Source organism: Cohnella herbarum (assembly GCF_012849095.1).
GTDB lineage: Bacteria > Bacillota > Bacilli > Paenibacillales > Paenibacillaceae > Cohnella > Cohnella herbarum.
This window is the reverse complement of record NZ_CP051680.1, coordinates 4,087,471-4,112,162: the sequence shown is the minus strand read 5'-3', so window position 1 is coordinate 4,112,162 and position 24,692 is coordinate 4,087,471. Positions and strand designations below refer to the sequence as shown.

General features: G+C 51.1%; 24 protein-coding genes. 18 read left to right on the top strand and 6 right to left on the bottom strand.

Going from position 1 to position 24,692, the window contains the following annotated elements; all coding sequences use genetic code 11:
• Window positions 1-318: 318 nt before the first annotated feature.
• Both HH215_RS17560 and HH215_RS17555 read left to right on the top strand, forming a co-directional pair.
• Complete coding sequence (locus tag HH215_RS17560) at window positions 319-528, top strand: chemotaxis protein CheW (RefSeq protein WP_169281093.1); 210 nt, start codon at window positions 319-321, stop codon at window positions 526-528.
• Between the two features lie 89 nt (window positions 529-617).
• Window positions 618-1,637 (top strand): globin-coupled sensor protein, encoded by a 1,020-nt coding sequence (locus tag HH215_RS17555; protein WP_169281092.1) that lies wholly within the window; start codon window positions 618-620, stop codon window positions 1,635-1,637.
• Window positions 1,638-1,696: 59 nt separating this feature from the next.
• Here HH215_RS17555 and HH215_RS17550 read toward each other — a convergent pair whose 3' ends face one another.
• Window positions 1,697-2,308, bottom strand: coding sequence for a superoxide dismutase (locus tag HH215_RS17550; RefSeq protein ID WP_169281091.1), 612 nt, complete (start codon window positions 2,306-2,308; stop codon window positions 1,697-1,699).
• Window positions 2,309-2,669: 361 nt separating this feature from the next.
• Between HH215_RS17550 and HH215_RS17545 the strand changes: the two genes are divergently transcribed.
• The 7 genes from HH215_RS17545 to folE all read left to right on the top strand — a co-directional run bounded on the left by HH215_RS17545 (window position 2,670) and on the right by folE (window position 7,949).
• The gene (locus HH215_RS17545; RefSeq protein ID WP_169281090.1) at window positions 2,670-3,092 is read left to right on the top strand and encodes a GNAT family N-acetyltransferase; all 423 of its coding nucleotides are present in this window, start codon (window positions 2,670-2,672) and stop codon (window positions 3,090-3,092) included.
• 187 nt (window positions 3,093-3,279) lie between these two features.
• On the top strand, window positions 3,280-3,789 hold the full coding sequence (locus HH215_RS17540) for a DUF402 domain-containing protein (protein ID WP_254450520.1): 510 nt from the start codon (window positions 3,280-3,282) through the stop codon (window positions 3,787-3,789).
• Window positions 3,786-4,424 (top strand): signal peptidase I, encoded by a 639-nt coding sequence (lepB, locus tag HH215_RS17535; RefSeq protein WP_169281088.1) that lies wholly within the window; start codon window positions 3,786-3,788, stop codon window positions 4,422-4,424. Before HH215_RS17540 ends, lepB begins: the two co-directional genes overlap by 4 nt.
• Window positions 4,425-4,432: 8 nt before the next feature.
• Window positions 4,433-5,599 carry a tRNA epoxyqueuosine(34) reductase QueG gene (queG, locus tag HH215_RS17530; RefSeq protein WP_169284445.1) on the top strand — a complete coding sequence of 389 codons (1,167 nt, stop codon included), beginning with the start codon at window positions 4,433-4,435 and terminating at the stop codon, window positions 5,597-5,599.
• A 299-nt stretch (window positions 5,600-5,898) separates the two neighbouring features.
• A complete protein-coding gene (locus HH215_RS17525; protein ID WP_169281087.1) occupies window positions 5,899-6,921 on the top strand; it encodes an HD-GYP domain-containing protein in 1,023 nt (340 codons plus the stop codon).
• Between the two features lie 132 nt (window positions 6,922-7,053).
• Complete coding sequence (locus tag HH215_RS17520; RefSeq protein ID WP_169281086.1) at window positions 7,054-7,320, top strand: YneF family protein; 267 nt, start codon at window positions 7,054-7,056, stop codon at window positions 7,318-7,320.
• A 35-nt stretch (window positions 7,321-7,355) separates the two neighbouring features.
• On the top strand, window positions 7,356-7,949 hold the full coding sequence (gene folE / locus HH215_RS17515) for a GTP cyclohydrolase I FolE (RefSeq protein WP_169281085.1): 594 nt from the start codon (window positions 7,356-7,358) through the stop codon (window positions 7,947-7,949).
• Between the two features lie 365 nt (window positions 7,950-8,314).
• On the opposite strand, the gene HH215_RS17510 is transcribed toward folE, so the two are convergent.
• Window positions 8,315-9,301, bottom strand: a complete 987-nt coding sequence (locus HH215_RS17510; protein WP_169281084.1) for a tyrosine-type recombinase/integrase — start codon at window positions 9,299-9,301, stop codon at window positions 8,315-8,317.
• A 121-nt stretch (window positions 9,302-9,422) separates the two neighbouring features.
• Here HH215_RS17510 and HH215_RS17505 point away from each other — a divergent pair, with 121 nt between their 5' ends.
• The 7 genes from HH215_RS17505 (at window position 9,423) to HH215_RS17480 (ending at window position 15,676) form a co-directional block, all read left to right on the top strand.
• Complete coding sequence (locus HH215_RS17505) at window positions 9,423-10,055, top strand: HD-GYP domain-containing protein (RefSeq protein WP_254450519.1); 633 nt, start codon at window positions 9,423-9,425, stop codon at window positions 10,053-10,055.
• A 44-nt stretch (window positions 10,056-10,099) separates the two neighbouring features.
• Complete coding sequence (locus tag HH215_RS17500) at window positions 10,100-10,588, top strand: chemotaxis protein CheW (protein ID WP_254450518.1); 489 nt, start codon at window positions 10,100-10,102, stop codon at window positions 10,586-10,588.
• Complete coding sequence (locus HH215_RS17495; protein WP_169281083.1) at window positions 10,539-12,572, top strand: chemotaxis protein CheA; 2,034 nt, start codon at window positions 10,539-10,541, stop codon at window positions 12,570-12,572. Before HH215_RS17500 ends, HH215_RS17495 begins: the two co-directional genes overlap by 50 nt.
• 24 nt (window positions 12,573-12,596) lie before the next feature.
• Window positions 12,597-14,198 (top strand): methyl-accepting chemotaxis protein, encoded by a 1,602-nt coding sequence (locus HH215_RS17490; RefSeq protein WP_310735607.1) that lies wholly within the window; start codon window positions 12,597-12,599, stop codon window positions 14,196-14,198.
• A 122-nt stretch (window positions 14,199-14,320) separates the two neighbouring features.
• Window positions 14,321-14,863, top strand: coding sequence for a Gfo/Idh/MocA family protein (locus HH215_RS36885; protein ID WP_310735606.1), 543 nt, complete (start codon window positions 14,321-14,323; stop codon window positions 14,861-14,863).
• Window positions 14,824-15,396, top strand: coding sequence for a Gfo/Idh/MocA family protein (locus HH215_RS36880; RefSeq protein WP_310735605.1), 573 nt, complete (start codon window positions 14,824-14,826; stop codon window positions 15,394-15,396). Before HH215_RS36885 ends, HH215_RS36880 begins: the two co-directional genes overlap by 40 nt.
• Before the next feature lie 85 nt (window positions 15,397-15,481).
• Window positions 15,482-15,676, top strand: a complete 195-nt coding sequence (locus tag HH215_RS17480; protein WP_254450517.1) for a beta-lactamase family protein — start codon at window positions 15,482-15,484, stop codon at window positions 15,674-15,676.
• Window positions 15,677-15,761: 85 nt separating this feature from the next.
• Here the strand turns inward: HH215_RS17480 and HH215_RS17475 are convergent, their stop codons facing one another.
• Entirely contained in the window at window positions 15,762-16,997 is a 1,236-nt protein-coding gene (locus tag HH215_RS17475; RefSeq protein ID WP_169281082.1) for a Fe-Mn family superoxide dismutase, read from the bottom strand.
• 84 nt (window positions 16,998-17,081) lie between these two features.
• Window positions 17,082-18,116, bottom strand: coding sequence for an alpha/beta hydrolase (locus HH215_RS17470; protein WP_375140527.1), 1,035 nt, complete (start codon window positions 18,114-18,116; stop codon window positions 17,082-17,084).
• Window positions 18,117-18,342: 226 nt separating this feature from the next.
• Between HH215_RS17470 and HH215_RS17465 the strand changes: the two genes are divergently transcribed.
• Window positions 18,343-19,086: an IclR family transcriptional regulator gene (locus HH215_RS17465; protein WP_169281080.1), complete on the top strand. Its 744-nt coding sequence runs from the start codon at window positions 18,343-18,345 to the stop codon at window positions 19,084-19,086.
• A gap of 164 nt (window positions 19,087-19,250) precedes the next feature.
• On the opposite strand, the gene HH215_RS17460 is transcribed toward HH215_RS17465, so the two are convergent.
• Entirely contained in the window at window positions 19,251-20,297 is a 1,047-nt protein-coding gene (locus tag HH215_RS17460) for a YlbL family protein (protein WP_169281079.1), read from the bottom strand.
• Between the two features lie 151 nt (window positions 20,298-20,448).
• Window positions 20,449-23,196, bottom strand: a complete 2,748-nt coding sequence (gene acnA / locus HH215_RS17455; protein ID WP_169281078.1) for an aconitate hydratase AcnA — start codon at window positions 23,194-23,196, stop codon at window positions 20,449-20,451.
• A gap of 381 nt (window positions 23,197-23,577) precedes the next feature.
• On the opposite strand from acnA, the gene HH215_RS17450 reads away from it, so the two are divergent.
• Entirely contained in the window at window positions 23,578-24,663 is a 1,086-nt protein-coding gene (locus HH215_RS17450; protein ID WP_169281077.1) for an amidase domain-containing protein, read from the top strand.
• Window positions 24,664-24,692: the final 29 nt, after the last annotated feature.

Genomic DNA, 24,692 nt, shown 5'->3' with positions numbered 1-24,692 from the left:
ACTAAAGAGTGGAAGTCTCCAGCATACCGCGAGGTGGCGGAAGTGCATAGCTGACAGGCAGTGCGTAGTCCAAGAGGATGCGTGCGGAGGGCTTGAAGGCAAACCCCGGAACAGACGGCAAAACCAAATTGGCTGGCGAGATTGGATAACCCTGCAAAAGAAGGGAACGTCCAATATCACCGTTGATCTGAATATATTGGACTGCATCATTTGTCTCCGGGTGAGTGCGAACGGCAAGAACGCTTGATGACAACTCATAGATAACAAGGGAGAGCTATTGATGAAAATGAACATTCGTACGAAATTGTTAGGCGGGTCATGAACGCGGGAGGCAACAATATCGGGCTTCTTGTGGATTCGGTGACGGAAGTGTTCAATATGCCCGAAGATCAAGTCGAGAGAACCCCGGAGGCTATTAAGAACGTGGCTTCCGAGTTTATTCGGGGAATATTCAAGCGGGATGAAGAACTAACGGTTTTACTTCGAACGGACAAGCTTCTGGCGGCGAACGGCTTCAAACTAGGGTGATTTCTGACGATAATCATCTAAGGGGCTTGACGTAAGCTTGGATTCAAGCGAATCTTAAGTGACAGCAGCTTAGATTAGGGGGAAGTAAAATGATACGAGTAGACCAAGCGAGAGCGAAACAGCTGAATTACATCGGAATAACGGAAAAAGATTTGGCTTTTCTGAAGACGAAGCAAGATCTGTTCAAGGAGATCACGAACGAAGTCGTTAACGAATTGTACGCGCGAATTACGGAACAACCGGAATTGTTGCGGCTTATTCAGTCCCACAGCTCTATCGAAAGGCTTAAAGAGACGCAAAGATGGTATTTTCAATCTTTGACCGAAGGCGCGATCGACGACGAATTTTTCGACAAACGTCTCTATATCGGCAAGGTTCATTCCAAGATCGGACTCACGACGCAATGGTATTTGGGTACATACATTCTTTATCTCGATATCGCGACGTCGACGCTCAAGCGAGTGGCGCCGGAGGATTGGCTAGCGATTACTCATTCCTTGAGCAAAATGTTTAATTTGGACTCGCAAATCGTGCTGGAAGCTTACGAGAAAGACGAGAAAGCCAAAGTCGAGCGGTTGGTCGAGAATCGCCAATATATGCTGACGAAAGTAAGCTCCGTCGTGCAGGACCTCTCTTCGATGATGGTAGAGCTTAGCGCCAGCAGCAACCTTGTCGCGACTAGCGCTTCCCATACGGCAAGCGTGCAGGAGAACTCGCATGCGAAGGTCGGGGAACTGTCGAGCAGCATCGACGAAATCAATCAGCTCGGTTCCGCGATGCGCGAAATCTCCGATCAGACGCATTTGATTGGATTGAACGCAGCGCTTGAAGCCGCGAGAGCGGGCGAAGCGGGACTGGGCTTCGAGGTCGTGGCCAACGAAATTCGTAAGCTGGCTACGCATTCTAAGCAATCGTTGGTCGCGATTCAAAGCAAGCTGAAAGAAATCCGCTCGGCGCTTGACGAAGTGAAGCATGGCAGCGAAGAGACGGTACGCTTCTCCAGGGAGCAGGCGGCCAGCTCGCAGGAACTGTCGTCGTTCGTGCAGATGATCGATACGGTCGCCGCCGAATTGAACGAGCTATTGGACGTGGATGTCGTTACGCACTAAAAAATAAAAGTCCGCAACCGGATGAACCGGTTTGCGGACTTTATTCGTTAACGCATGTATTATTTCGCAGCGTCGTAGATTGCGCCGACTGCGTTCCAGTCCACTACGTTCCAGAAAGCGGCGATGTAGTCGGGACGTTTGTTTTGGTATTTCAGGTAGTAAGCGTGCTCCCATACGTCAAGGCCGAGTAGCGGAGTTTCGCCTTCCATGATCGGGCTATCTTGGTTCGGCAAGCTGTATACTTTCAAATTGCCGTCTTTGCTAAGTGCAAGCCAAGCCCATCCGGAACCGAAGCGAGTAGCGCCGGCAGCCGCGAACGTTTCTTTGAATTTCTCGAATCCGCCAAGCTCGCTATCGATAGCCGCAGCCAGTGCGCCGGATGGTTGTCCGCCGCCGCTTGGGCTAATCGTTTTCCAGAAAAAGCTGTGGTTCGCATGTCCGCCGCCGTTGTTGCGAACGGCTGTACGGATGCTTTCCGGTACTGCGTTAAGATCAGCGATCAGATCTTCGACGCTTTTGCTTTCCAACTCGGGAGCGGATTTCAATGCATTATTCAGGTTCGTTACATAAGCGTTGTGGTGACGGCCATGATGGATTTCCATCGTCGCCGTGTCGATATGCGGCTCGAGAGCGTCGGTTGCGTAAGGAAGAGCTGGTAATTCGTGTGCCATGGGTAAAAACCTCCTATTAATGATAGTTCGATATGTAGCATATGTTGCTTACGTTTATTATTATCCCTTATCGCTTCGATTAAATCAACATAAATGTATAAAAAGTCAAATTCCTTCTTAGCTTCTCCAATTCGCCCCCGATTATCCCGCAAAAAAATCCGAATATCGCGATTAAATCCGATTAGGGTAGATAAATCCACGGAAATCGCCTTGTTTAAAGCGTTTTCATCTCGTTTTCTAGCGTTTTTACGAAAAAATTTATGTTTTTTTAAGAAAAGAACTAGAAATTTCGCTAAATTGTCGTAAAATTAAGAGATCGTTAACTGGATGTAAAACTTAATGCCCGGGGGAATTGTACAGCATGCAGATTCGTTCTTTCCAATTGTCAGACTACAGGTCGGTTGCCGAGCTTCTGGAAGAAGTATTATCGGAGGAATGCTGCGAAGAGACGATGGGTGCTTTCGCCCGCCAGTTGTCTTGGGACAGCGAATTGGTGCTAGTCGCGGAATCGGCAGGCAGCATCGCCGGAGTATTGATTGGAACGATAGATCATCATAAGGGTTATGTGTACAGAATAGCCGTTCGACAAGAATTCAGGCTTCAAGGCGTCGGACGAGCTCTGGTGTCCAACATGAACAACCGGTTCCGTCAGCGCAACGTGCTGAAGGTTCTCGTTGCGGAGGACAAGCATAACGAACTTTTGCGGCCATTTTACGATTCGCTCGGTTTAAGACCGGTCGATTTCGTTCAGTTAACTCAGCCGCTATCGATTGTAGCCGGTTGATTCGATTGCGGACGGCTCATGGAAGCATATCTTTTGCGCCATTGCATTTGGCGGAGAGATATGCTTTTCTTATAATATCGCGCGTGCGTGAGAGAAGCAGGGAGGCATGCCCGTCGTGAACGGCGAGAATGGATCATATCGGAAATGCGTGATAAAGAGCTTCAAGCATAATGGGGCATTACATCGCATGTGGCTAGAAAATTGGCAAGTGCCGGATGACCGGATTCACCCGCTTCATGCCTCCGCTGCGGTTTGGGTCATGTTGAACGAGAATACGACGATCATAGAGGCAGACGGGAAAGAGTGGATTAGCAGAGTGCCTGCGGTGTCCTTCTTCATTCCCGAGCAATGGTTTAACATCGTTGCGTTAATCGAAGAATCCGGAATCAGATATTACTGCAACGTAGCTTCCCCCCCTTATCGATACGGGGATGTGCTTACTTATATTGACTATGATCTGGATGTGGTCGTCCTGCCGAACGGAGAGGTACACGAGCTCGATCACGATGAGTTTCGGCTCCATAGAGAGGAATACCGGTATGGAGAAACCGTGGTAGCTCAAGTGGAAGCGGGGCTTCAAGAGCTGTTATCCAGAATTTCGAATAAAGAATGGCCGTTCGACGATGCCGAAATTTACCGCTACTACGAACAATGGAAACAACAGAAGAACGCTGAAGGAGCGATCAATTTCCCATGACCCAACAAGAGGAGCCCGTGATTATCGGCGATAGAAGGCGTTCGCAGCAGAAGCCGCCAAAAGCGGAGAAGACGCCGAAGGTACGGAAGGATAATAAACCCGCATTAAGCGGATGGCGTAAGGAGTTATGGGATTGGACCAAAGCGCTTGTCGTGGCGCTTATTATCGTGCTTTTGCTTAAACATTACGTCTTTCAACTGTCAACCGTGAAAAAAGTTTCAATGGAGCCAACGCTTCATGAGAATGAATGGTTGTTCGTGAATAAAATCGCCTTGGAGATCGGAAGTCTCGAGCGAGGAGACGTCGTCATCCTGAAGGATCCGAGCGAAGGGACGGACCGTAAGGAGTTTCTGGTTAAGCGTATCGTCGGAATGCCGGGAGACACGCTGGAGATCCGTGCCGGGGAGCTCTATATTAACGGTGATCTGAAGGTTGAACCGTATACGGACGTAAAGATCGAAGACGGAGATTTCGGTCCTGCGACGGTAAGCCCAGGCCACTATTTCGTGATGGGCGATAATCGCCACAAGAGCGCCAGCAAAGATAGCCGAGCTTTCAAGGAAATTCCGGAAAATCTCATTCAGGGACGAGCCGATCTGATCGTCTGGCCGATCAGTCGCTGGACGAAGCTGTGACTCGACTGATGGAGCAAAAGGAGACCGTTTTCTGGACGCAATTGAAGGAGGACATGATCGCTGCGGCTTCAAGTCTCGGAATCGATAAGCTCAGGGTGACGACTGCGGATACGTTCACCGAACTGAAGGAACGGCTCATCCGTCATCGCGAGCTGGGACATGAATCGGGCTTCGAAGAGCCGGATCTGGATTTAAGAACGGAACCGAAGCGGCTAATGCCCGAAGCGCGGTCTCTTATCGCCATCGCGGTCGCCTATCCTTCGAGGCTCATAGACCCGCCCGTATCGGAACCGGGCAAACGCAGAGGCATTCTGTCGCGATCCGCATGGGGGGAAGATTACCATCAGGCTTTGCGTAGGAGACTAGCCAAGCTTAGCGAATGGATTCTGGAGAGAGTGCCGGAAGCGAAGCTGATGTCGATGGTAGACACGGGCGCTCTATCCGATAGGGCCGTTGCCGAACGGGCAGGCATCGGGTGGAGCGGCAAAAATTGCTCGATCATTACTCCCGAATGGGGTTCTTGGGTGTATTTGGGGGAGATGCTCACCGATCTTCCGCTTCCGCCGGATCGATCCGTGCTGGATAGTTGCGGGGATTGCACATTATGCATCGACGCTTGTCCGACCGGCGCGCTCGTTGGTCCAGGACAGCTGAATTCGCAACGATGCATTTCTTTCATCACTCAAACCAAAGGCATCGTGGAAGACGAGATGATGGTGAAGATCGGTAATCGCTTGTACGGTTGCGATACTTGTCAAATCGTCTGTCCCGTGAACCGGAAAATCGATACGAGACACCATCCGGAGTTGCTCCCCGATCCGGAGGTTGCCAAGCCGTTGCTCCGTCCTCTGCTTACGATGGGTAATCGCGAATTTCGCGAGAAGTTCGGAATGGGCTCCGCGTCATGGAGAGGTCGAAAACCGATTCAGCGCAACGCGCTTATCGCGCTTGGCAATTTCCGAGATGTCGAATCCGTCCCCGACGTTGCGGCCGTGCTGCGGGATGATCCTCGTCCGGTTCTTCGCGCGACCGCCGCATGGGCGCTCGGGAGGATTGGTTCGCCGGATGCGAAAGAGAATTTGCGGAATGCGCAATCCACGGAAAAGGATGACGAGGTGTTATTGGCGATTGAGCGCGCATTGTCGGCTCCGGAGACGGGGCGTAAGCGAAAATAACGCGCTATTTCCGGGGAAATACGACGAATAATGGCGTTAAAGACAAGAACGGGAGACGACAATTGGGAACGAGTCGATCTTGAACTCCTTCGCTTCCTTGATCGAGAGGAACGGGGAGTTTTTTTTAATGCTCACTCGAAAATCGACAGGAATTTACAAGATATTCGCCGAATTAAGTAAATTCGACTGCGTTGATCTATCAATACTTTGCAAGTAGCATTCAATTCGAGGGCCGTATTACCGAAATATAGTTTAAGACATCGAGAATGAACAGAGAGTAAAGGCAGGAGAGCTAACCGATGAAATTAGTGGATATCGAAACCGTCGAACCGGGCCAGATGCTGGGAAAAACCATATTCTCCTCCAACGGAACCGTGTTGCTTTCCACGGGAGTACAGTTAACCGTATATATGATTAGCACGTTAAAGAGAATAGGCGTTACGACGATTTACATCGACGATCCGATGTTTCGCGATATTACGAAGGAAGAATTGCTTTCGGAAGACACGAAACGTGCGGTTATCCATCAGATGTCAGAGATGTTCGAGACGTTACGCTCCGGGAAAACCTTCAGTTCGAAAGCGATCGGGCAAACCGTGGACGATCTGTTGGACGACGTCTTGAAAAACCAGAACATTCTCATTCATCTATCGGATATCCGTACGGCGGATAATGCGATGTTCCTTCATGCGATGAATGTCTGCATGATGTCGTCTTTACTCGGTTTAAACATGGGCTTGAACATGATTCAGCTGAAGGAATTGGCTATCGGGGCTTTGCTGCACGATATAGGCAAGCTTGGCGCGCCGGAAGTGCAAGAAGGCAGAATGCATCATGCATGGCGCGGGTTCGATCTATTGAAGAACAAACGCGAATACAGCTTGTTAATCGCTCATGTCGCCTTTCAGCATCACGAATCGGTCGATGGCAGCGGGGCTCCCCGCGGGTTAACGGGGGACGATATTCATCTGTATGCTAAGATTGCGGCCGTCGCCAACACGTACGATAATCTGATTTATCCGATCAACGACGACAGTCCGATGATGCCGCATGAAGCTTGCGAAGTATTAAACGCGTTATCGGGGACGCAACTGGATCATGAAGTATTGGTTCATTTCATGAGGATCGTATCGATCTATCCGAACGGAATTTCAGTGAAGTTATCCAACCGCCAGACGGGAGTCGTCGTCGGTCAGCATCGGGGCTTGCCGGGCAGGCCGATCGTGCGGGTGATCGATAAGGAAGGCGACGAAGCGGTTGGGTACAATGAAATCGATTTGGCTCAACATCCGACGCTTTTTATCGAAACCGTGCTCTCTTAGTTGGAAGAACGGGATGCAATTTTTTTGCGTTTGCGCGTGAAGTTCGACCATGCTATCATAGTACGACGGCCCTGCTCTGACGCATTGCGGCGTACGCGGGGTTTTATTATGAAATTGTGGAGGCGCTCGATTATGTGGTCCTATATTATTCCGATTCTGACGCTGATCGTCGGATTGATCCTTGGATTTATCGTTGGGGTATTTTATTTGCGCAACCAAATGACGAAGATGCAGAGCAATCCGGAAATGCTTCAGAAGATGGCTAAGCAAATGGGTTATAACATGAATAGCCAGCAGTTGGCGAAAGCTCAACAGATGATGAAAAATCAAAACGGCGGCGGAAATCCGAACCCGGGTCCGAGCCAAAACAACAGAAACAATCCTAAGTTTCGCAGATAGTACGAGTTCAAACAGAGATAGTAGGGGGAATGGTCGTGGCTGGAGCCAAAGATTACTCCAATAAGCAAGTAAGCGACAATCGCGAACAAGTAGAGCACCATGTCCGGGAAATTCTTAAGCTCATCGGCGAGAACGTCGAACGGGAAGGCTTGCTTGACACGCCTGCTCGCGTTACGCGGATGTATGAAGAAATTTTCTCCGGTTATGCGGTCGATCCGAGGGATGTTCTAGGCGTTACGTTCGACGAACAGCATGAGGAGCTCGTGATCGTAAAAGATATCGTCTATTATAGCCAATGCGAGCATCATATGGCGCCTTTCTTCGGGGTGGCTCATATTGGATATATTCCGAGCGGCAAGATTGCCGGCTTAAGCAAGCTCGCCCGTCTTGTAGACGCGGTATCCCGTCGTCTGCAGGTGCAGGAGCGGATTACTTCGCAGATCGCGGACATTCTGGAAGAAGTACTGAAGCCCCACGGGGTTATGGTCGTCGTCGAAGGGGAGCATCTATGCATGTGCGCCCGCGGCGTGAAGAAACCGGGAAGCAAAACCGTAACTTCCGCCGTCAGAGGACAATTCCGTCAAAGCTCCGCGCTCCGTTCGGAGTTTCTGGAGCTGCTCAAGAGATAGCGGGAGTTGCCGTCGACAGAGTAGTAACGTCTGCGAGTATTCGCAGGCGTTTTTTTTGCGTTTATTGATATTCTTACAATAAAAAAAGGCCATTCTCGGACAAACCTTGGGTTTGTTCAAGAATGGCTGTTTAATTTATACGCTTATCTGTTAATCATTAGAGTAAATGGAAAATAAACATTTGAGCTCCATTGGACACGATTGTATGCTGAATGCGATGTCGGACAATTACTGTTGTACGACATTTGTCCTATGTTTGAAGCGCTGGCTGTGTCTTAATTTGTCATTTACTCTTAAAATATTAGGCTAAATAGCCTGAATATACAACTATTATTTCTATCCCAAAGCTGCCCCGATGACGATTATTATCGCACCATAAAATCCATTAAAGACTCTTCTACGAAGTCGGGAGCAGCCTTCCCGATCTGATCGACGGTATGTAAATATCGCTGCGTCGTATTAATATGCGTATGTCCAAGCGTCTCTTGAACTTGCTGAAGCGAAGCTCCCTTAAGCAACGCCAACGTTGCGTTGGTATGACGAAGCCAGTGCGGCGTCGGAAGTTTGGTCATAATGCCGTTCCTGCCGGCATCTAGAATAATGCGTTCAATCTGCCTGGTGGATATTGAAAATACTAGCGATGACGGAACGGGAACTTTAGGAGCTTTGGCCTCCGACTGCGCTCTATAGTCTTGAAATACTTCCCACAAGCTTTTGGGAATTTTCACTTCCCGGCTCTTTCCTCCTTTTCCCCGAGATATCGTCAACCACATGGAGCTTCCGATCGGGTCCGTATGGAAATCCTCCCACATGATGTTAGCCAATTCCGAAACCCGAAGACCGAGCGTAACTAACGCCAAACCGATCAAATAATTACGGAGGTTTTTCCGTTTAAGCTGGTTCAGCAAGCAACCCACTTCTTTTTTAGTTAAATAATGCTTACGGCTGGTAATCATAACCTGAGGCAAGCGGATGGAACTCATCGGATTCCTCTCGAAAAATCCGATATTGGCGTCGCTCCCCCATTTATAGAACGATTTCAACGGAGCAATAAGCGCGGCTACGCTAGCAGGAGCAAGAGGTTTACCGGAAAAGCCCGCTACCCCTTTGATTAAACCGATTTTATAAGCTTCGACTTCCCTCCACGTTACTTCCCTTAAGGAAAGATGGGGGACAAACGATCTGAATAATTTAATCGCTCGTTGATAATTCCGGAGAGTATGTTCAGAATGTACGACTACGGTGAGGAACATATCGACGATCTGATCATCACTGTACCCGTTCCCCTCAGAGATGGAAATTTCATCACCAAGCGGGGTTAAGAGATGCGATTCCAACATTCTAGTGTTCATTATCTGTTCCTCCTCTATGATGTCGTATAACAGTAATTGTCCGACAACACATGATATCGGCTGGCTATGGGATTCAATGAATGAAATGGATGCATGTTAATTCGGGAAGCAGGTGCTAAACGTGATAGGAGCTTTGCAAGCAACCGGTCATTTACCCCTTAATTTCGAACACCATTCCGATATTTCACTGAGAATGGGGCTTATGCAAAGGAAGCATGTGGACACTTACCGACATTGCGTTCGCGTGGCCTGGCTGAGCGAGAAATTAGCCGAGGCCATGCGAATGGATTCGGCAAGCGTTTCGAAGTTGGTAAGAGGCTGCTTCATTCATGACCTAGGCAAGCTAATGATTCCGAACGAAGTTCTGGATAACGATCGGCCATTGACGAACGAGCAATGGGATTTGATCAAGCAACATCCGGAGCTCGGTTCGGAGATGTTAAGGGACAAGTCCGAGATTTGTCCTGAAATCATTCAACTTGTCCTGCATCACCATGAGAGATGGGACGGCACTGGTTATCCGCATCGACTTCGGGGCGAGAAGATTCCTTTTCTGGCGAGGATTTGTTCCGTCGTCGACGCGTTCGATAGCATGCTGTCTCCCAGACCGTACCGGCGGAGAAAAACGATAGAAGAGGGAATGGCGGAACTGGTGAGGAATGCCGGAACGCAATTCGATCCTCATATCGTCGAACGGTTTATTCCGCTTGCGAAAGAATTGGGCAGAATCTATCTTTCCGATCTACAAACATGACGGCTTTGCAAAAACGACTGCTTACCATGCAGGGGGAATGGAACGTGGAGCGCGCGAGTCACGATCAGTATGTTGAATTTAGCGTAGGCGATGAAAACTACGCCATTCTGATCTCCGAAATTCATGAAATCATTAGAATGTTGGACATTACCGTAATACCGAACAGTCCTTCCTATTTGCAAGGCGTAATTAATTTACGCGGGAAAATCGTGCCGGTTATCAGCATAAGAAACCTCTTCGGCATGGAAGGGAATGAGTTGTCGAAATCCACTCGTATCGTCGTCGTTAACCATCAAGAGGAGTCCGTCGGCATTATCGTGGACAGAGTGAACAAAGTGACCACGTTCACGGATATTCAGTCTCCGCCGGATAGGATCGGAGGGGTGAATGGATCTTACTTCATAGGAATCGGCATCATTCAAGATGAACTCGTCGGAATACTAAAGCTTGACTCAGTGCTGTGGGAATATAGGGGGACAGACAATGCTGGATATGACGGAATATCAAACTCTCTATATGGAAGAATTAGATGAACAGCTTCAACTGATGGAAGAGGAAGTTTTACGCTTCGAGCAAGACGGGGAAACCATGGAGGGGATCCAGCGTCTATTTCGGGCTGCTCATACGTTAAAAGGATCCTCTGCTGCGATGGGCTACGAGCGAATGAAACGTTTGACGCACAACATGGAACATATTTTGGAGAAAGTAAGAAACCGCGAGTGTACGGTTACGCCGGATATGGCGACGTTATTTTTATGCTGCTTGGACAGGATGAAGCAATTGAGATCGGAAATCGCTTCAGGTCATACGGAAGTTTCGGATATCGAGGATTTGGTGGAGGATCTTAAGAAAGTTAATGTCATTCATTCGGCTCTTGACGCTGCGATATTGAATACGAAGATTTCTGCGGATATTCAATTATCGGAGGAGATTGGCCTGGCATCGATCCGTTTGCTCGAGAGCGGGCAATACGCCTTCTGGGTTCGGATTCAGTTGACCGATCACTGCGAGATGAGGGCGGCTAGATTTCATGTTCTTCAGACGCTGATTTCCGAAACATCGGTCGTCCTTTGGTCCGAAGCGGCGTCCTTATCCGAAGCCGGCAAGGATTCGGATCAATCATCCTTAAGGTGGCTGATCGTATCTAGGGAACCGCAAGACATGCTGGAAGCCAGCATTCTGGCGTGGGTCGACGTGGAACAGGTTCAAATGAAACAGGTGAACGTCGCCGAGCTGGAAGCTTTAACGGTCACATCGGTCTCCGATCTATCGGAGACTAAGAAAGACCAACTGGGCATGACTTCGGTGATGGTTAACCCGGAAAGGACTCGAGTTCAATCCATAAGGGTTAACGTTGATCGGCTGGAGCAATTAATGAATCTGGTCGGGGAATTGGTCATCGATCAAACTCGTATCAAGCAGATCGAGAAGTCGATGGACACGAAATTCGGCAAGGATGAATTGGTACAGGATTTGGGCCAAATGTCGGATCATTTTTCCCGAATCATAGGCGAACTGCAGGAAAGCGTCATGAAAGTAAGGATGCTCCCGATCGAGCAGCTATTTAATCGATTTCCTAGGTTGATTCGCGATTTATCGCAATCGCTCGGCAAAGAGATCGAGTTGATTCTGGAAGGTAAAGAAACGGAATTGGACCGCACGCTCATCGAGGAGATCGGGGATCCGCTTATCCATATTTTGCGCAATTCCGTCGATCACGGTATTGAAGCCTCGGCAATTCGAAGAGAACGGGGCAAGCCCGCCAAAGGCCGGATATTGCTTCGCGCCTCGCACGAGGATAACCAGGTTCTGATCGTCGTGAAGGACGATGGCGGAGGCATCGATTCCGGGAAGCTGCTGCAGAAAGCGATAAGCACGAACTTGATAACCGCTGCTGAAGCGGAACAATTTTCGGATAAAGAGGCTATCGATTTGATCTTCCATCCAGGCCTCTCAACGGCTTCGCAAGTGAGCGACATATCCGGAAGGGGAGTGGGAATGGATATCGTTCGGGCCGGTATCGAGAAAATCAACGGTCGATTGGATATCGAGACGGTTAAAGGACAAGGCACGGAGTTCAAAATCAGGCTTCCGCTTACGCTAGCTATAATTACAGGGTTACTGGTAACCGTCAACGAGAGTACTTATATCATTCCAATGAGCAACGTGGCGGAGATCGTCCGGTTGTCCCTCGAAGAAATACAAAATATCCGAAGCGTGCCGATGGTCACGATCAGGGATCAAGTCATTCCGATCGTATGGCTGCATGATTGCTTGGGATATCCGAAGCGTATTCGGCAAGGAATGCGTATCCCGGTAGTTATTATCGGCCGGGCGGAGAAAAGGTACGCCTTGGCCGTGGACGAGTTGCTAGGCAACCAGGAAATCGTTATTAAGTCGCTTGGCGATTTTGTCGGACAGATCGAAGGCATTGCCGGAGCAACGATACTAGGCAATGGGAAGGTAGCGTTAATTCTTGAAATTGGCGGCCTTATCCGAATGATGAGCAGAGCTTGAACCAAACAACATGAAGAGGTGAAGATGATGAAATGGTTCTATGATTTGAAAACAGGCGTTAAACTGATTTCCTCCTTCTTGATTATCGCGGTTATTATGGCTTTCGTCGGCATCTTTGGTTTGAACAATCTTGGAAAGCTTAATAGCAGCTTGGACGATATGTATGACAATCAATTAGTAGCGATTAATTCCCTTCAGCAAGCCCAGGTTGGTTTTAATGAAATGAGAGTAAATCTTCGCAAGCTGTACATGGTGGACGATCTGCAGGTTATCGCAACGACCAAATCCACTTATAAGTCGCAAATTACATTGATCGAAGAAGCAATGAATAAGTTCAAGAATACGAGACTGTCGGATAATTCCCGACAAGCGCTTCTGCCCTATGATCAAAGTTGGAACGAATATCTGGATGTTTATGAATCGACGGTAAGTCTTAAAGATTCAAAAAATCTGGATGAGATGGAAAAAACAATCGACAACGAATATCAGACGATCACCAATAAGGTCAAGGATATTCTTAATAAGCTCATCGAAATCAATCTGGTCGAAGCCAGTCAATCCCGGGACGATGGAGCCCAGCTCTATGACACATCTCGTAATATAACAATCGTTGTTCTTATTGCGGCCGTTATTTTAAGTATCGCTTTCGGCTACTTTATCTCCCAGATCATCGCGAAGCCTCTTAGCAGGGTCGTCGCTCTTGTCAGCAAGGTTGCGGACGGGGATCTAAGAGATACGGTAAATATTCAGACCAAAGACGAGATCGGAGCGCTAGGTAAAGCCATCGACACGATGGTGAGCAATTTGCGTCGTATCGTCGGCAACATTCTGTCTAGCTCCCAGAGCCTTGCGGCGGCTTCGCAGCAAATATCGGCGAGCAGCGAGGAGATCGCGAGCAGCAACGCGAACCAAGCGGACGCCGCCCAAACGATCAGCGAGCTCTTCAAGGAACTGTCCAGCGCGATTCATTCCGTTGCCCAGAACACCGAGCTTGCGTCGGAGCTATCCGATACTGCCATCGGGGTAGCCAAGGATGGAGGAGAAGTCATCCGATCCTCAATGGAAAGCATGAACGAGGTTAGCGGAAAAATGTCGAGGCTGGAGAACGATTCCCAGAAGATCGGAGATATCATTGAAGTTATCGAAGATATCGCGGATCAGACGAACCTGTTGGCGCTTAACGCCGCGATTGAAGCCGCAAGGGCGGGAGAGCAGGGACGCGGGTTTGCGGTCGTCGCGGACGAGGTTCGCAAGCTGGCGGAACGCAGCAGCGAAGCGACCAAGCAGATTACCGGTATTATTAAAGGCATGCAGGAGAATACCAAGTTAAGCGTAGCCGCGGTACAAGAGAGCGCCTCGTTCTCGCAGAAAACGGGAGAAGCGTTTAAGCATATCGCTTCGATGGTTAACGATGCGGGGAACAAGGTGACGGAAATCGCGGCGGCGAGCGAAGAGCAGGCTGCTCAAGCATCTACCGTGCAAGAAGCGGTAGAGAACATCTCCGCCGCTACGGAGGAGGCGGCCGCCGCCAGCGAGGAGACCGCGACGACGGCACAGTCTCTGGCTATTATGGCTGAGGATCTCCAGCAGGCGGTATCGATCTTCAGAATCGGCGATCATCGTTAAGCGTTCCAACCAAATGAACATAAGAAGTAAGCTAAATCGGTCATCTATGTTGGAACGGTTTCTGGATTATGATGTTGGTAAGCTCATAATACAGCGCACTATCATTGGAGGAATCTAAGATCATGTCCAGTCCGTCCAAGATTCGCATCGGGTTGATCGGTGCAGGGAATATCGGAAACGTACATTTACAGGAATTCGGCAAGCTTAAAGAAGAATGCGAATTCGTGGCGATCACGGACGCCTACCTTCCTCTAGCGGAGCAAAGAGCGCTACAATACGGCATTCCCGTCGTATCCGCGACTCCGGAAGAGTTGATCCGCCGCGAAGACGTCGATGCGGTTATCGTAGCGGTACCGAACCAGGCGCACGCGCCGTTGACGATTCTTGCTCTGGAGCACGGCAAGCACGTTCTGGTCGAGAAGCCGATGGGTCTTGATTCCGAGGCAGCCAAGGAGATCGTAAGAGCTCAGAGGCGAACCGGGAAAACGGTCATGGTCGCCCACCAGATGCGTTGGGAGCCGCTGTCCCTTAAAGTGAAAGAGCAGATCGACCGCGGAGAGCTGGGCCGGATTTATACGGCGAAGACCGGCTGGTACCGTCGGAAAGGGATTCCGGGATGGGGAACATGGTTCACCCAACACGCGCAGTCCGGCGGGGGCCGTTAATCGATATCGGCGTTCACATGCTTGATCTCGCGTTCTTCCTGATGGGCGAGCCTAAGCCGGTAGCGGTATACGGTTCCACTTACGCCGAATTCGGTCCTCGGAAAAAAGGGATCGGAAGCTGGGGCAAGCCGGATTGGAACGGGATTTACGACGTCGAGGATTTGGCGACGGCGATCATTAAGATGGAGGATGGGACTTCTCTGACGTTAGAAGTCAGCTGGGCGGTGCATATGGATACCGATAGCTCTCCTTTCCTGCACTTGATGGGTTCCGACGGCGGTGCCGTGTTACGCGGCAACCAAGGCAAGTTCCTGACCGAGCGCTTCGATCAGACGGTGGACGTGCCGTTAGTCGCTCCCGAGGAGGATGAAGGCGCGCGCGTTCGCTTGAGCCGTCATTTCCTGGATTGCGTCCGCACGGGCAAAGAGCCGTGGACTTCCGCGGAAACCGGACTCCGCAGCAACCTGATCATCGACGCGATCTACGAATCCTCCCGCAAGGGCGGCGAAGTGAAGCTCGATTGGAGTCTGTAAACACCGTTAATAACTTAGTCCGTTACAGAGAACGGAAAATCGCCTTTTCTTCGGGGAAGGAAACAGTTGGGGATTCGGTATCGGCGTGACGATACGCCGCGAAAGCTGGTTCGTCCCCGGGAGCTTTGGCTGGGACGGCGGTACGGGGACGACCGCGTATACGGATCCCGCTAACGAATTGATAGGCATCCTGTTGACGCAACGGATAATGGATACTCCGGAGCCTCCGCCTATTTTCCAAGATTTCTGGACCTCGATTTATCAAGCGATAGGAGATTAAACTTAATCGATTTTACCGGCAGATTTACGCTTAAACACCGAAAGCAGTCCCCGCTAACGCAGCCGGGACTGCTTTCGTACGTTTCTTAAAAAGGTACCCACTGAATCGTCTTCGCCTTGGCGTATCTTTCCGCTACGTAAGGCCAGTTCACCACGTTCCACCAGTCCTTGGTATAAGCGGCGCGGTCGTTCTGATGCTTAAGGTAATAAGCGTGCTCCCAGACGTCGAGCGGGAGCAGCGGGATTACGTCCCATTGCGATAGGTTCTGGTGTTTCTCCGCGGTCAGGATTTCCAGCCGGTGGCTTCGGGGACTCCATACGAGAATGGCCCAACCGCCGCCCTCCACCTTGTTCGCCGCCTCCGTAAATTGTTTCTTGAACGCGTCGAAGTTGCCGAAGCTGCGGTTGATTTCGTCGAGCAACGGTCCCGTAGGCTTGCCGCCACCCCGCGGCGACATGACGTCCCAGAACAGGGTGTGCAAATAGTGCCCCGCGCCGTTAAAGGCAAGCTCCCTTTCCCAATGCTTCACAAGGTCGAAATCGCCCGTACGTCTCGCTTCCTCCAGTTTCTTCTCGGCAGCGTTCAATCCGTCTACGTAGCTCTTATGGTGTTTGTCATGATGAATTCGCATCGTCTTCTCGTCGATGTAGGGTTCAAGCGCTTTGTAGGAGTAAGGGAGCGGGGGAAGCTTATGCCCTCCGATGGGGACGGGACTTCCCGTAGACGGCTGCGTTTGCCCCATCGCTCCCGTAGGATCAGACCAACCTGGCCGTTGATTCTCTTCGGCTTGGGAATCGGATGGGGGTACTTTACTTACCGCTAAATCCGCAGGCTCCGGACCGCCGTAACCTTCCGGAGTGTCCTCATTGCCTTGCGATTGCCCCACGCTGATCGCGCCGGATCGTTGCAGCTGTCCCATAATTCCTTCGGAGTATTCCCATTGTCGGCGGATGTACGCAAGCGAAAACTCGGGATTCTGGGTTCGTGCCAAGGCATTGCTATGCTGCGGAAGCAATTGCAATTGCCGGCTGAACTCCCGCGATTGATTCAACGAATCCTCCAATAACCGCGGTACAAGGGTAGCCCATTCCTGCGAAGCGGCGATAGACGGATTTGCTTCGAGCCTTTCTTTGTTCCGCTGCGCAAGCTCCCGGGTGTTGGCGAACAAGTTATCCCATTCCGTCAGCCACTGCGCGTACGGGGGTTCGAGTTCGGGGACGAGGGAGCGCAGGACGGATGTATGTTCTTGCTCTTGCGTTTTCCAGTGGACGATTTCTTCTAATAGTCTGAGGGGCATAATATTACCGTGAGCAATGGACATAAAGAACCTCCCCATGATCGCATTCATACGAAGTAAACTTCGTACCCAGCGTATGCAGAAGGAGGCTTGTTTAATGCCTATTGCTTAAGCTTGCGTAGGTTCGGTTGGCTCCGTCGGCTGAAGTTTGGCTAATACCCCGGAGTGAACGTTATCCAGAAAAGAAGTCGCGCGCCTAATGTATTCTTCGGTATGGGTACGGTAGATCATTTCGTGAATGGCATCCGGAACGATCCACAATTGAGAGAGTGCGTTCGTCTGCGATTTGGCGACATTTTCCGAAAGATAGATCGGGGATTTGTCGTCCGCGGTGCCATGGATCAGCAATATCGGGAAATCGTATGCCGTTGATTGGACTTCGGCGGATGGAATTTCTTCCAACCTCGTACCGCTCATAAGCGGAAAAAACTGCCGGATAAGCGAAATTGTCGGGTATCTAGGGACGTCGACGATATTACGAATGTTGTGATACAAAGTGTTTTCGTCGGGAAGGAACGTGCTGTCCAGGATCATGCCGTCGACGTCCGCCGATTGCAGAGCGGCTTGCAGTGCCGTACCCGCGCCCATGGAGAATCCCCAGACGATCAGTTCATCGCTGCCTTGCGTGCGTGCGAATTGGAGCGCTCCCAGCAATTGCTGCGATTCGATTTTGCCTCCGGTTGCAGGGGTGGCGTGCGTCTTGCTAGCAAATCCGTAATCAAACATAAGGACGTTATATTTCAAACCGTGCAACAAGTCGGCAAGATCGTACATAGGGACCCAGGATTCCTCGCGATTAGCGCCATACCCATGGCTCAATACGACCGTTCTCCGGCTCTCGTCGGCGGGAATCCACCAACCGTCGACAAGCGTTCGTTCGTCGGCGCTTGCGAAGCTAACCTCCGAATAGGCCAAGTTTTTGGCTATCATCGGATTTAATCCGAGGGTAGCGACGGGCGGATGAGAGAGAATCCAAGCTAGATAGGCATGAAAGGAGGCAAATAAGATGACGATTAGACAAAATACGACAATAAACAGGTTGAGCGAGAACCGTCCCAATTTCCGCATCGTGCTGCGTTCGGAGGCTAGGACGGGAGGCGGGAGCGCGGTTCCCGGACCGAGAAGGGGGAGGGGCGTCGACATCGTTGTCATAGGGGATCGCCTCGCTTTGCGTAGTCACTCTGGGACTCTAGTTATATTATCGTAGAACGCAGGAACTATAGCGTCAATGAGCTGGGGAGACTTGTAAAGTTACGTAATCAAATTGTAATAAAGCGCTTCCAACATTTACGTATCTATGCTTTGTGAGTTATACTGTGTGTAACAGGGTTTCATAGGGTGAAACTGGTAATAGCGGAGGGAAACAACCATGGAAGACGAAAAACGAACGGTTCGAGCGGTAGAAAGAGCATTGGATGTTCTCTTATGTTTCGCGTCGGGGCATGAGTGGGGCTTAACGGAAATCGCGGGTCGCGTCGGACTGCACAAGAGTACGGTACACCGATTGCTAGCGACTCTGGAAGATAAAGGATTCTTAACGAGGGACGTTGCTACGGACAAATATCGTCTAGGCTTGAGCGTGCTGGAATTGTCGGCCAACCTGTCGCGTTCGGATGATCCGTCCGTCGTATTGCTGCCCGAGATGGAACAGCTCAGGGATCAATTAAGCGAGACGGTCAGTCTATACGTGAGGGACCGAGCGGAACGGGTAAGAATTCAAGCGGTGCAAAGCATGCAAGCGATCCGCAGGGTCGCGACGGTAGGGGCGAGATTGCCTCTGTCCGTAGGCGCCTCGAGCAAGGTACTGCTAGCTTTCGCCGAGCCTGGCATCCGCGGAATCGTCATGGCCGATCCGTCATGGCCGGTTCAACTGGACAGGAGCGCGTTCGGCAAGCAACTCGATGAGATTGTGGCAGCCGGATACGCCACGAGCTACGAGGAGCGCGAGCCGGGAGCCGCCGCGGTATCGGCGCCCATCTTTAATCGGTCCGGCAAGCTAGTCGCGGCATTGTCCGTATCGGGGCCTTCCAACCGGTTAACGCCGGACCGGATGCATGAATTTGCTCCGGCTATCATAGAGTCGGCTCATCGCATGGGCACCATTTTGGGGTAAATTCCGTTTCGTGCCATAACCATCGGAAGGGATCGGCAGTACGACGTCCGAGCTCATAAAGAATGCCGACGGGTAGGATCATTTCTTTCCGTCGATAGATAAACGGCTACCGCCATCCCTAAGGACGGCGGTAGCCGTTTTATGTTTTCGTGAGGCTCTTATGCTTATGCTTTAGGCTCGAGCTTCTTAAGGAAATCGACCGCTTCTTGCAGCGTAGACACTTTGACGAGCTTCGGCTTCAATTTCAGGTCTTTGACCGTTGTTTCGGCTTGGTTCCAGTTGCTCGGATTTTTCTTGTCGTACGGAACGAGGAAGTAGTCGGCCTTCTCTCTATCCGCGGCCATGAGCTTATAATTAATGCCGCCGATTTGTCCGACGGTGCCGCTGGCGTCAATGGTTCCGGTGCCTGCGACTCTATAGCCCCTTGTGAGATCCTCTCCGGTCAGTTGGGCGACGATCTCGAGCGTCATCATCAATCCCGCAGAGGGACCTCCGGTATCGGCAAAATCGAATTTAACCGGGTCTGGAGGGGTGACCTTCAACACCGTTTCGTTCTGGAACCCGATCCCGGTGCGGTTGCTCGGGGCCATGGCGATCAACGGGACGGTCGCGGTGAATTTTTCTTCGCCTCTCGTTCCGGATACGGTTACCTTTTCTCCGGGTTTCTTCGAGCTGAGATATTCGGAGAGCACCTTAGCGGTTGTAATGGTCTTGTCGTCCGCTTTAGTAATGATGTCCCCTTCTTGCAATCCGTTCTCCCGAGCTTTAGAGTCCGGCAGCAACGCGTAGACGATTACGCCTTGCTCCTTCACGTCGATGGGTTTCTTCATGGCCGCGTATGCGGCAAGCAGCGCATTGGCTTCGGAGCTGTCTCTCATCCAAGCAAGCAGGTTGCGATAGGCTTTCAAATTCGTCGCCCCGCCCGTAGCTGCTTCCTGAGATTTAACCTCCATGCGAGGATTGATGCGGGCATAAATAATCGAGAAAATATTCGGGTTCGAGTAGGTGGATACGGTCGTGAACAATAGCGCACCCTTTTCCTCAAGCTTGTGGCCGGTTTCCACTCTGGGATGTACGGGCTCGGCTGATCCGGCACCGTACAGCATATAAGGCCAAGGCTTCATGTACGCAAATACGAATAGCAGGAAAAGAACCCCGATAAGTACGGGCAGCCAATAGCGGCGTACCCTCTGTTTATACACTCTAGCCATCCGGGCTCGCCTCCAAATTATGCTTAACGTCGCAAAGAGTTGTGGGACTATTATAACTTATGAAGACGGATGGAAACAAAGCACGAGGCGAAGAGGAATGAAAAAGCCCTCCATCCGAGGATGGAGGGCTTAGGCTCAGACAAACTAAACCTTATTGAGCGGCGATCATCTGACGAAGCACGGTTTGCAGAATACCGCTATTGCGGTAATAGTCGACGTCGACCATCGAATCCAGACGAGCGATCGCTTGGAATTCGAACGACGTACCGTCTTCGCGTTTAACGGAAACGGTAACCGATTGTCCCGGAGTCACGTCATTGGACAGACCGCTGATCTCGAAAGTTTCGCGGCCGGTAATTCCGAGCGACTTCCAGCTTTGTCCGGCAGGGAATTGCAATGGAAGAACGCCCATTCCGACAAGGTTGGAGCGGTGAATCCGCTCGAAGCTTTCCGCGATAACCGCTTTTACGCCTAACAGGAACGTACCTTTTGCCGCCCAGTCGCGGGAGCTTCCCGTACCGTATTCTTTACCGGCGATAACGATCAGATTCGTGTTGTTGTTGTTCTGATACTGCATCGAAGCGTCGTAGATGGACATCACTTCGTCCGTCGGAAGATAAGTCGTTACGCCGCCCTCGGTGCCTGGAGCCACTTGGTTCCGGATACGGATATTGGCGAACGTTCCTCTCATCATGACTTCGTGGTGTCCGCGGCGGGAACCGTAAGAGTTGAAGTCTTCTTTTTTCACGCCGTGCTCGAGCAGGTATTTACCGGCCGGGCTGTCTGCTTTGATGTTGCCGGCAGGGGAGATATGGTCCGTCGTAACGGAATCGCCCATGAGAGCAAGCACGCGGGCGCTCTTGATGTTGTTGATGTCGCCTGCTTCTGGAGCAAGATCCTTGAAGAACGGCGGGTTCGCGATATAAGTGGACTTGTCGTCCCACTCGTACAGCTCGCCTTCCGGTACAGGGATTTTGTTCCACTGCTCGTTCTGCGTAAATACGTTCTCGTACTTCGCGCGGAACATAGCCGGCGTAAGAGAGGCGGAAACCGCTTGTTGAATCTCTTCGTTGGTCGGCCAGATGTCTTTCAGGTATACCGGTTGGTTGTCGGCATCGTATCCGATCGGATCGTTCGTCAGGTCGATGTTAACCGTTCCGGCTAGCGCGTATGCGACGACAAGCGGCGGAGATGCCAGGTAGTTCGCTTTAACCTGCGCGTGCACGCGGCCTTCGAAGTTACGGTTACCGGATAGTACCGCCGCAACAGCCAGATCGTTATCCGCGATAGCGGCGCTAACTTCGTCCGGCAACGGACCGGAGTTGCCGATACAAGTCGCGCAGCCGTAACCCGCCACGTAGAAGCCAAGCTTCTCAAGGTATGGCAGGAGGCCTGCGTTCGTCAGATAGTCGGTTACGACGAGGGATCCCGGTGTCAGCGAGCTCTTCACGTATGCCGGTTTTGTTAATCCGCGCTCAACGGCTTTCTTGGCGACGAGGCCTGCGCCGATCATAACGCTTGGGTTGGAAGTGTTCGTACAGCTCGTAATCGCAGCTATGACGACTGCTCCGGTACCGAGCTTGGTTTGAGCTCCGTTCGGATGTTTAACGTCAACCGATTGCTCGATTTGGGCGTCGGTCAAACCGAAACCGCCTTTTTCGATCGGCGTGCGAATGCTTTCGTTAAACGATTGTTTCATAGCGGTCAGCTCTACGCGGTCTTGAGGACGCTTAGGGCCTGCCAAGCTAGGAACGATCGTGGACAAATCCAGTTCCATCACTTCCGTGAAGATTGGATCCGGAGTCGCGTCCGTGCGGAACATATCTTGCGCTTTGTAGTAGGCTTCAACGAGCTCGATCTGGCTTTCTTCGCGGCCAGTCAGTCTCATGTAGTTCAACGTTTCGCTATCGACCGGGAAGAAGCCGATCGTTGCGCCGTATTCAGGAGCCATGTTCGCAACCGTTGCGCGGTCGGCTAAGCTGATGTTGGACAAGCCGGAGCCGAAAAATTCCACGAATTTGCCGACAACGCCTTTTTTCCGAAGGATTTGTGTAACCGTCAACGCAAGATCCGTCGCCGTAGCACCTTCAGCGAGTTTGCCGGTTAATTTGAAGCCAACGACTTCAGGCATTACGAAGTAGAGCGGTTGTCCGAGCATGCCGGCTTCGGCTTCGATACCGCCTACGCCCCATCCGACAACGCCAAGTCCGTTGATCATCGTCGTGTGGGAATCCGTGCCGACGAGGGAATCCGGATAAACTTCGATTACGCCGTCTTTGGATTTCGTTGCGGCAACGGAAGCCAAATACTCCAAGTTAACTTGGTGAACGATACCCGTAGCCGGAGGAACGGCACGGAAGTTGTTGAATGCCGTTTGCGCCCAACGCAGGAAGCGATAGCGCTCTTCGTTACGCTCGAATTCAACGTCCATATTATATTGCAGAGCGTCGGCGGTACCAAATGCGTCAACCATAACGGAGTGGTCGATAACGAGATCGACGGGAACGAGAGGGTTGATTTGCTTCGGATCGCCGCCTGCTTGTTTAACCGTTTCGCGCATGGCAGCCAAGTCGACAACGACCGGAACGCCCGTGAAATCTTGCAGAACGATACGAGCGGGAATGAACGGAATTTCTTTGTCTTCGCGGCCTTGAGTCCAAGTGGCCAATTGTTTAACATGCTCTTCCGTGATGCCGCGTCCGTCGAATTGGCGGATGGCAGCTTCGAGCAATACTTTAATGGAGAACGGAAGCTTGGAAACAGGGCCTAAGCCTTGCTCTTCAAGAGCGGACAAGCGGTAGTAGCGGTACGATTGACCTGATGACTGCAACTGTTCTTGCACTTGATAAGGTAATTTGGACAATGGTGTGGCCTCCTTGATTCGTATCCTTATTCTCATTGGTCTTTCCCTGAATCGCGCTTCATGAAGATTGCCGAGTGCAGAAGTGTAAGTGTAAGTCGCTATGCTCACTCAGTTTCACTGTATGAAACACGATTTCAAAATACTCTATATGCTAAGTATACTCGGTTGTTGCTTCTCCGTAAAGCGTTTTGAGGGAGTTCGGGGGCTGTTTTAAGTCCAATTTAGGATCAATTTGGGTTCGGTTCATGGCGATTTTCGCAAAACTACGTTCCATTAGAATGCCGCATTACCCTTGGTTTTCATCCGGGAGTCGAAGGAGGTTCGACGGTTGGAATGGAACGCGAGTTTCGAACATAGGATGAAGGGGCGCAATCCGGTGTCGACTGGTCGTGAAGTCGTTGGGGGAGGGGATACTCGATGGCCGGAGAAAATACGGAATGGAAACAAGCGTTGTTCGCTTACGTGAGCACGATTAACGAGGCTGCTCTGCATTCGGATGCGCGTAAGCTGAACGACATACCCGACAGGGAACATCGTGAGCGGCTGACCCGGCGGCTTCTCTTGTCCGCGCGCAAGGATTCGGATTGGACCATTAAGCCTATCCGAAGCGAAATGCGAGCAAGAATCGAACGTCATCAGACGATTCGAGGAGAGATTGTCGTTGATATCGCGATTCACGTCGTACGTTCGATGGAGCAACGGAGTCAGATATGGATGGAGGAAAGGGTGGAAAGGGAGCGGATCCGATTCGCCCGCTCGGGTAAAAATTGGCGAGCGATCTCCATTAAGCCATTGGCAACGGAACGGGCCGCGGAGGTTTTCGTCACGGAGGAAGATGCCGTGCACGATCCTTGGGACGGGGAACGCAAAACATTGGCGACGCCTTCGGCTCCATATATGAACCCTCAAGCTTTGTATGGCTTCAAGTCCAGAGTTTACGCTGGTTCCTCGCCGGATAATGAGTATGGCTACGGGAGCGGAATGATCGGCAGAGGAATACCTCACTTAAGGGAAGAGACGGTTGCTTACGCCGAAAGGTGGTGGAACGAGTCGAATCCCGCTTACGAGAAATTCGAGGTGAATTGCACGAATTACGTGTCGCAGTGTCTCTTTGCAGGCGGAGCGCCTATGAATTATACTGGGAGAAGGCCATCGGGCTGGTGGTATAAGGGATACTCGAACCAGGATGAAATGTGGAGCTACAGTTGGGCGGTAGCCAATAGCTTACAGCATTATTTAGGAAATCCGCGCGCATTTGGGCTGCGGGCAGAAGCCGTTTCCAGACCGGAATCGCTTAGGCTTGGAGATGTCATCTGCTATGATTGGGAAGGCAATGGCCGCGTCGGTCATAATACGATCGTAACCGCATTTACGCCGGACGGCATGCCGCTCGTTAACGCGAACACGGTAAGCAGCCGCCATCGGTATTGGGATTACAGGGATTCGTATGCGTGGACGGAGAAAACCCGGTACCATTTTTACCGTGTCGCCGATGAATTTTGAATGAAACGCGAGATTACGATAAGGCGTTA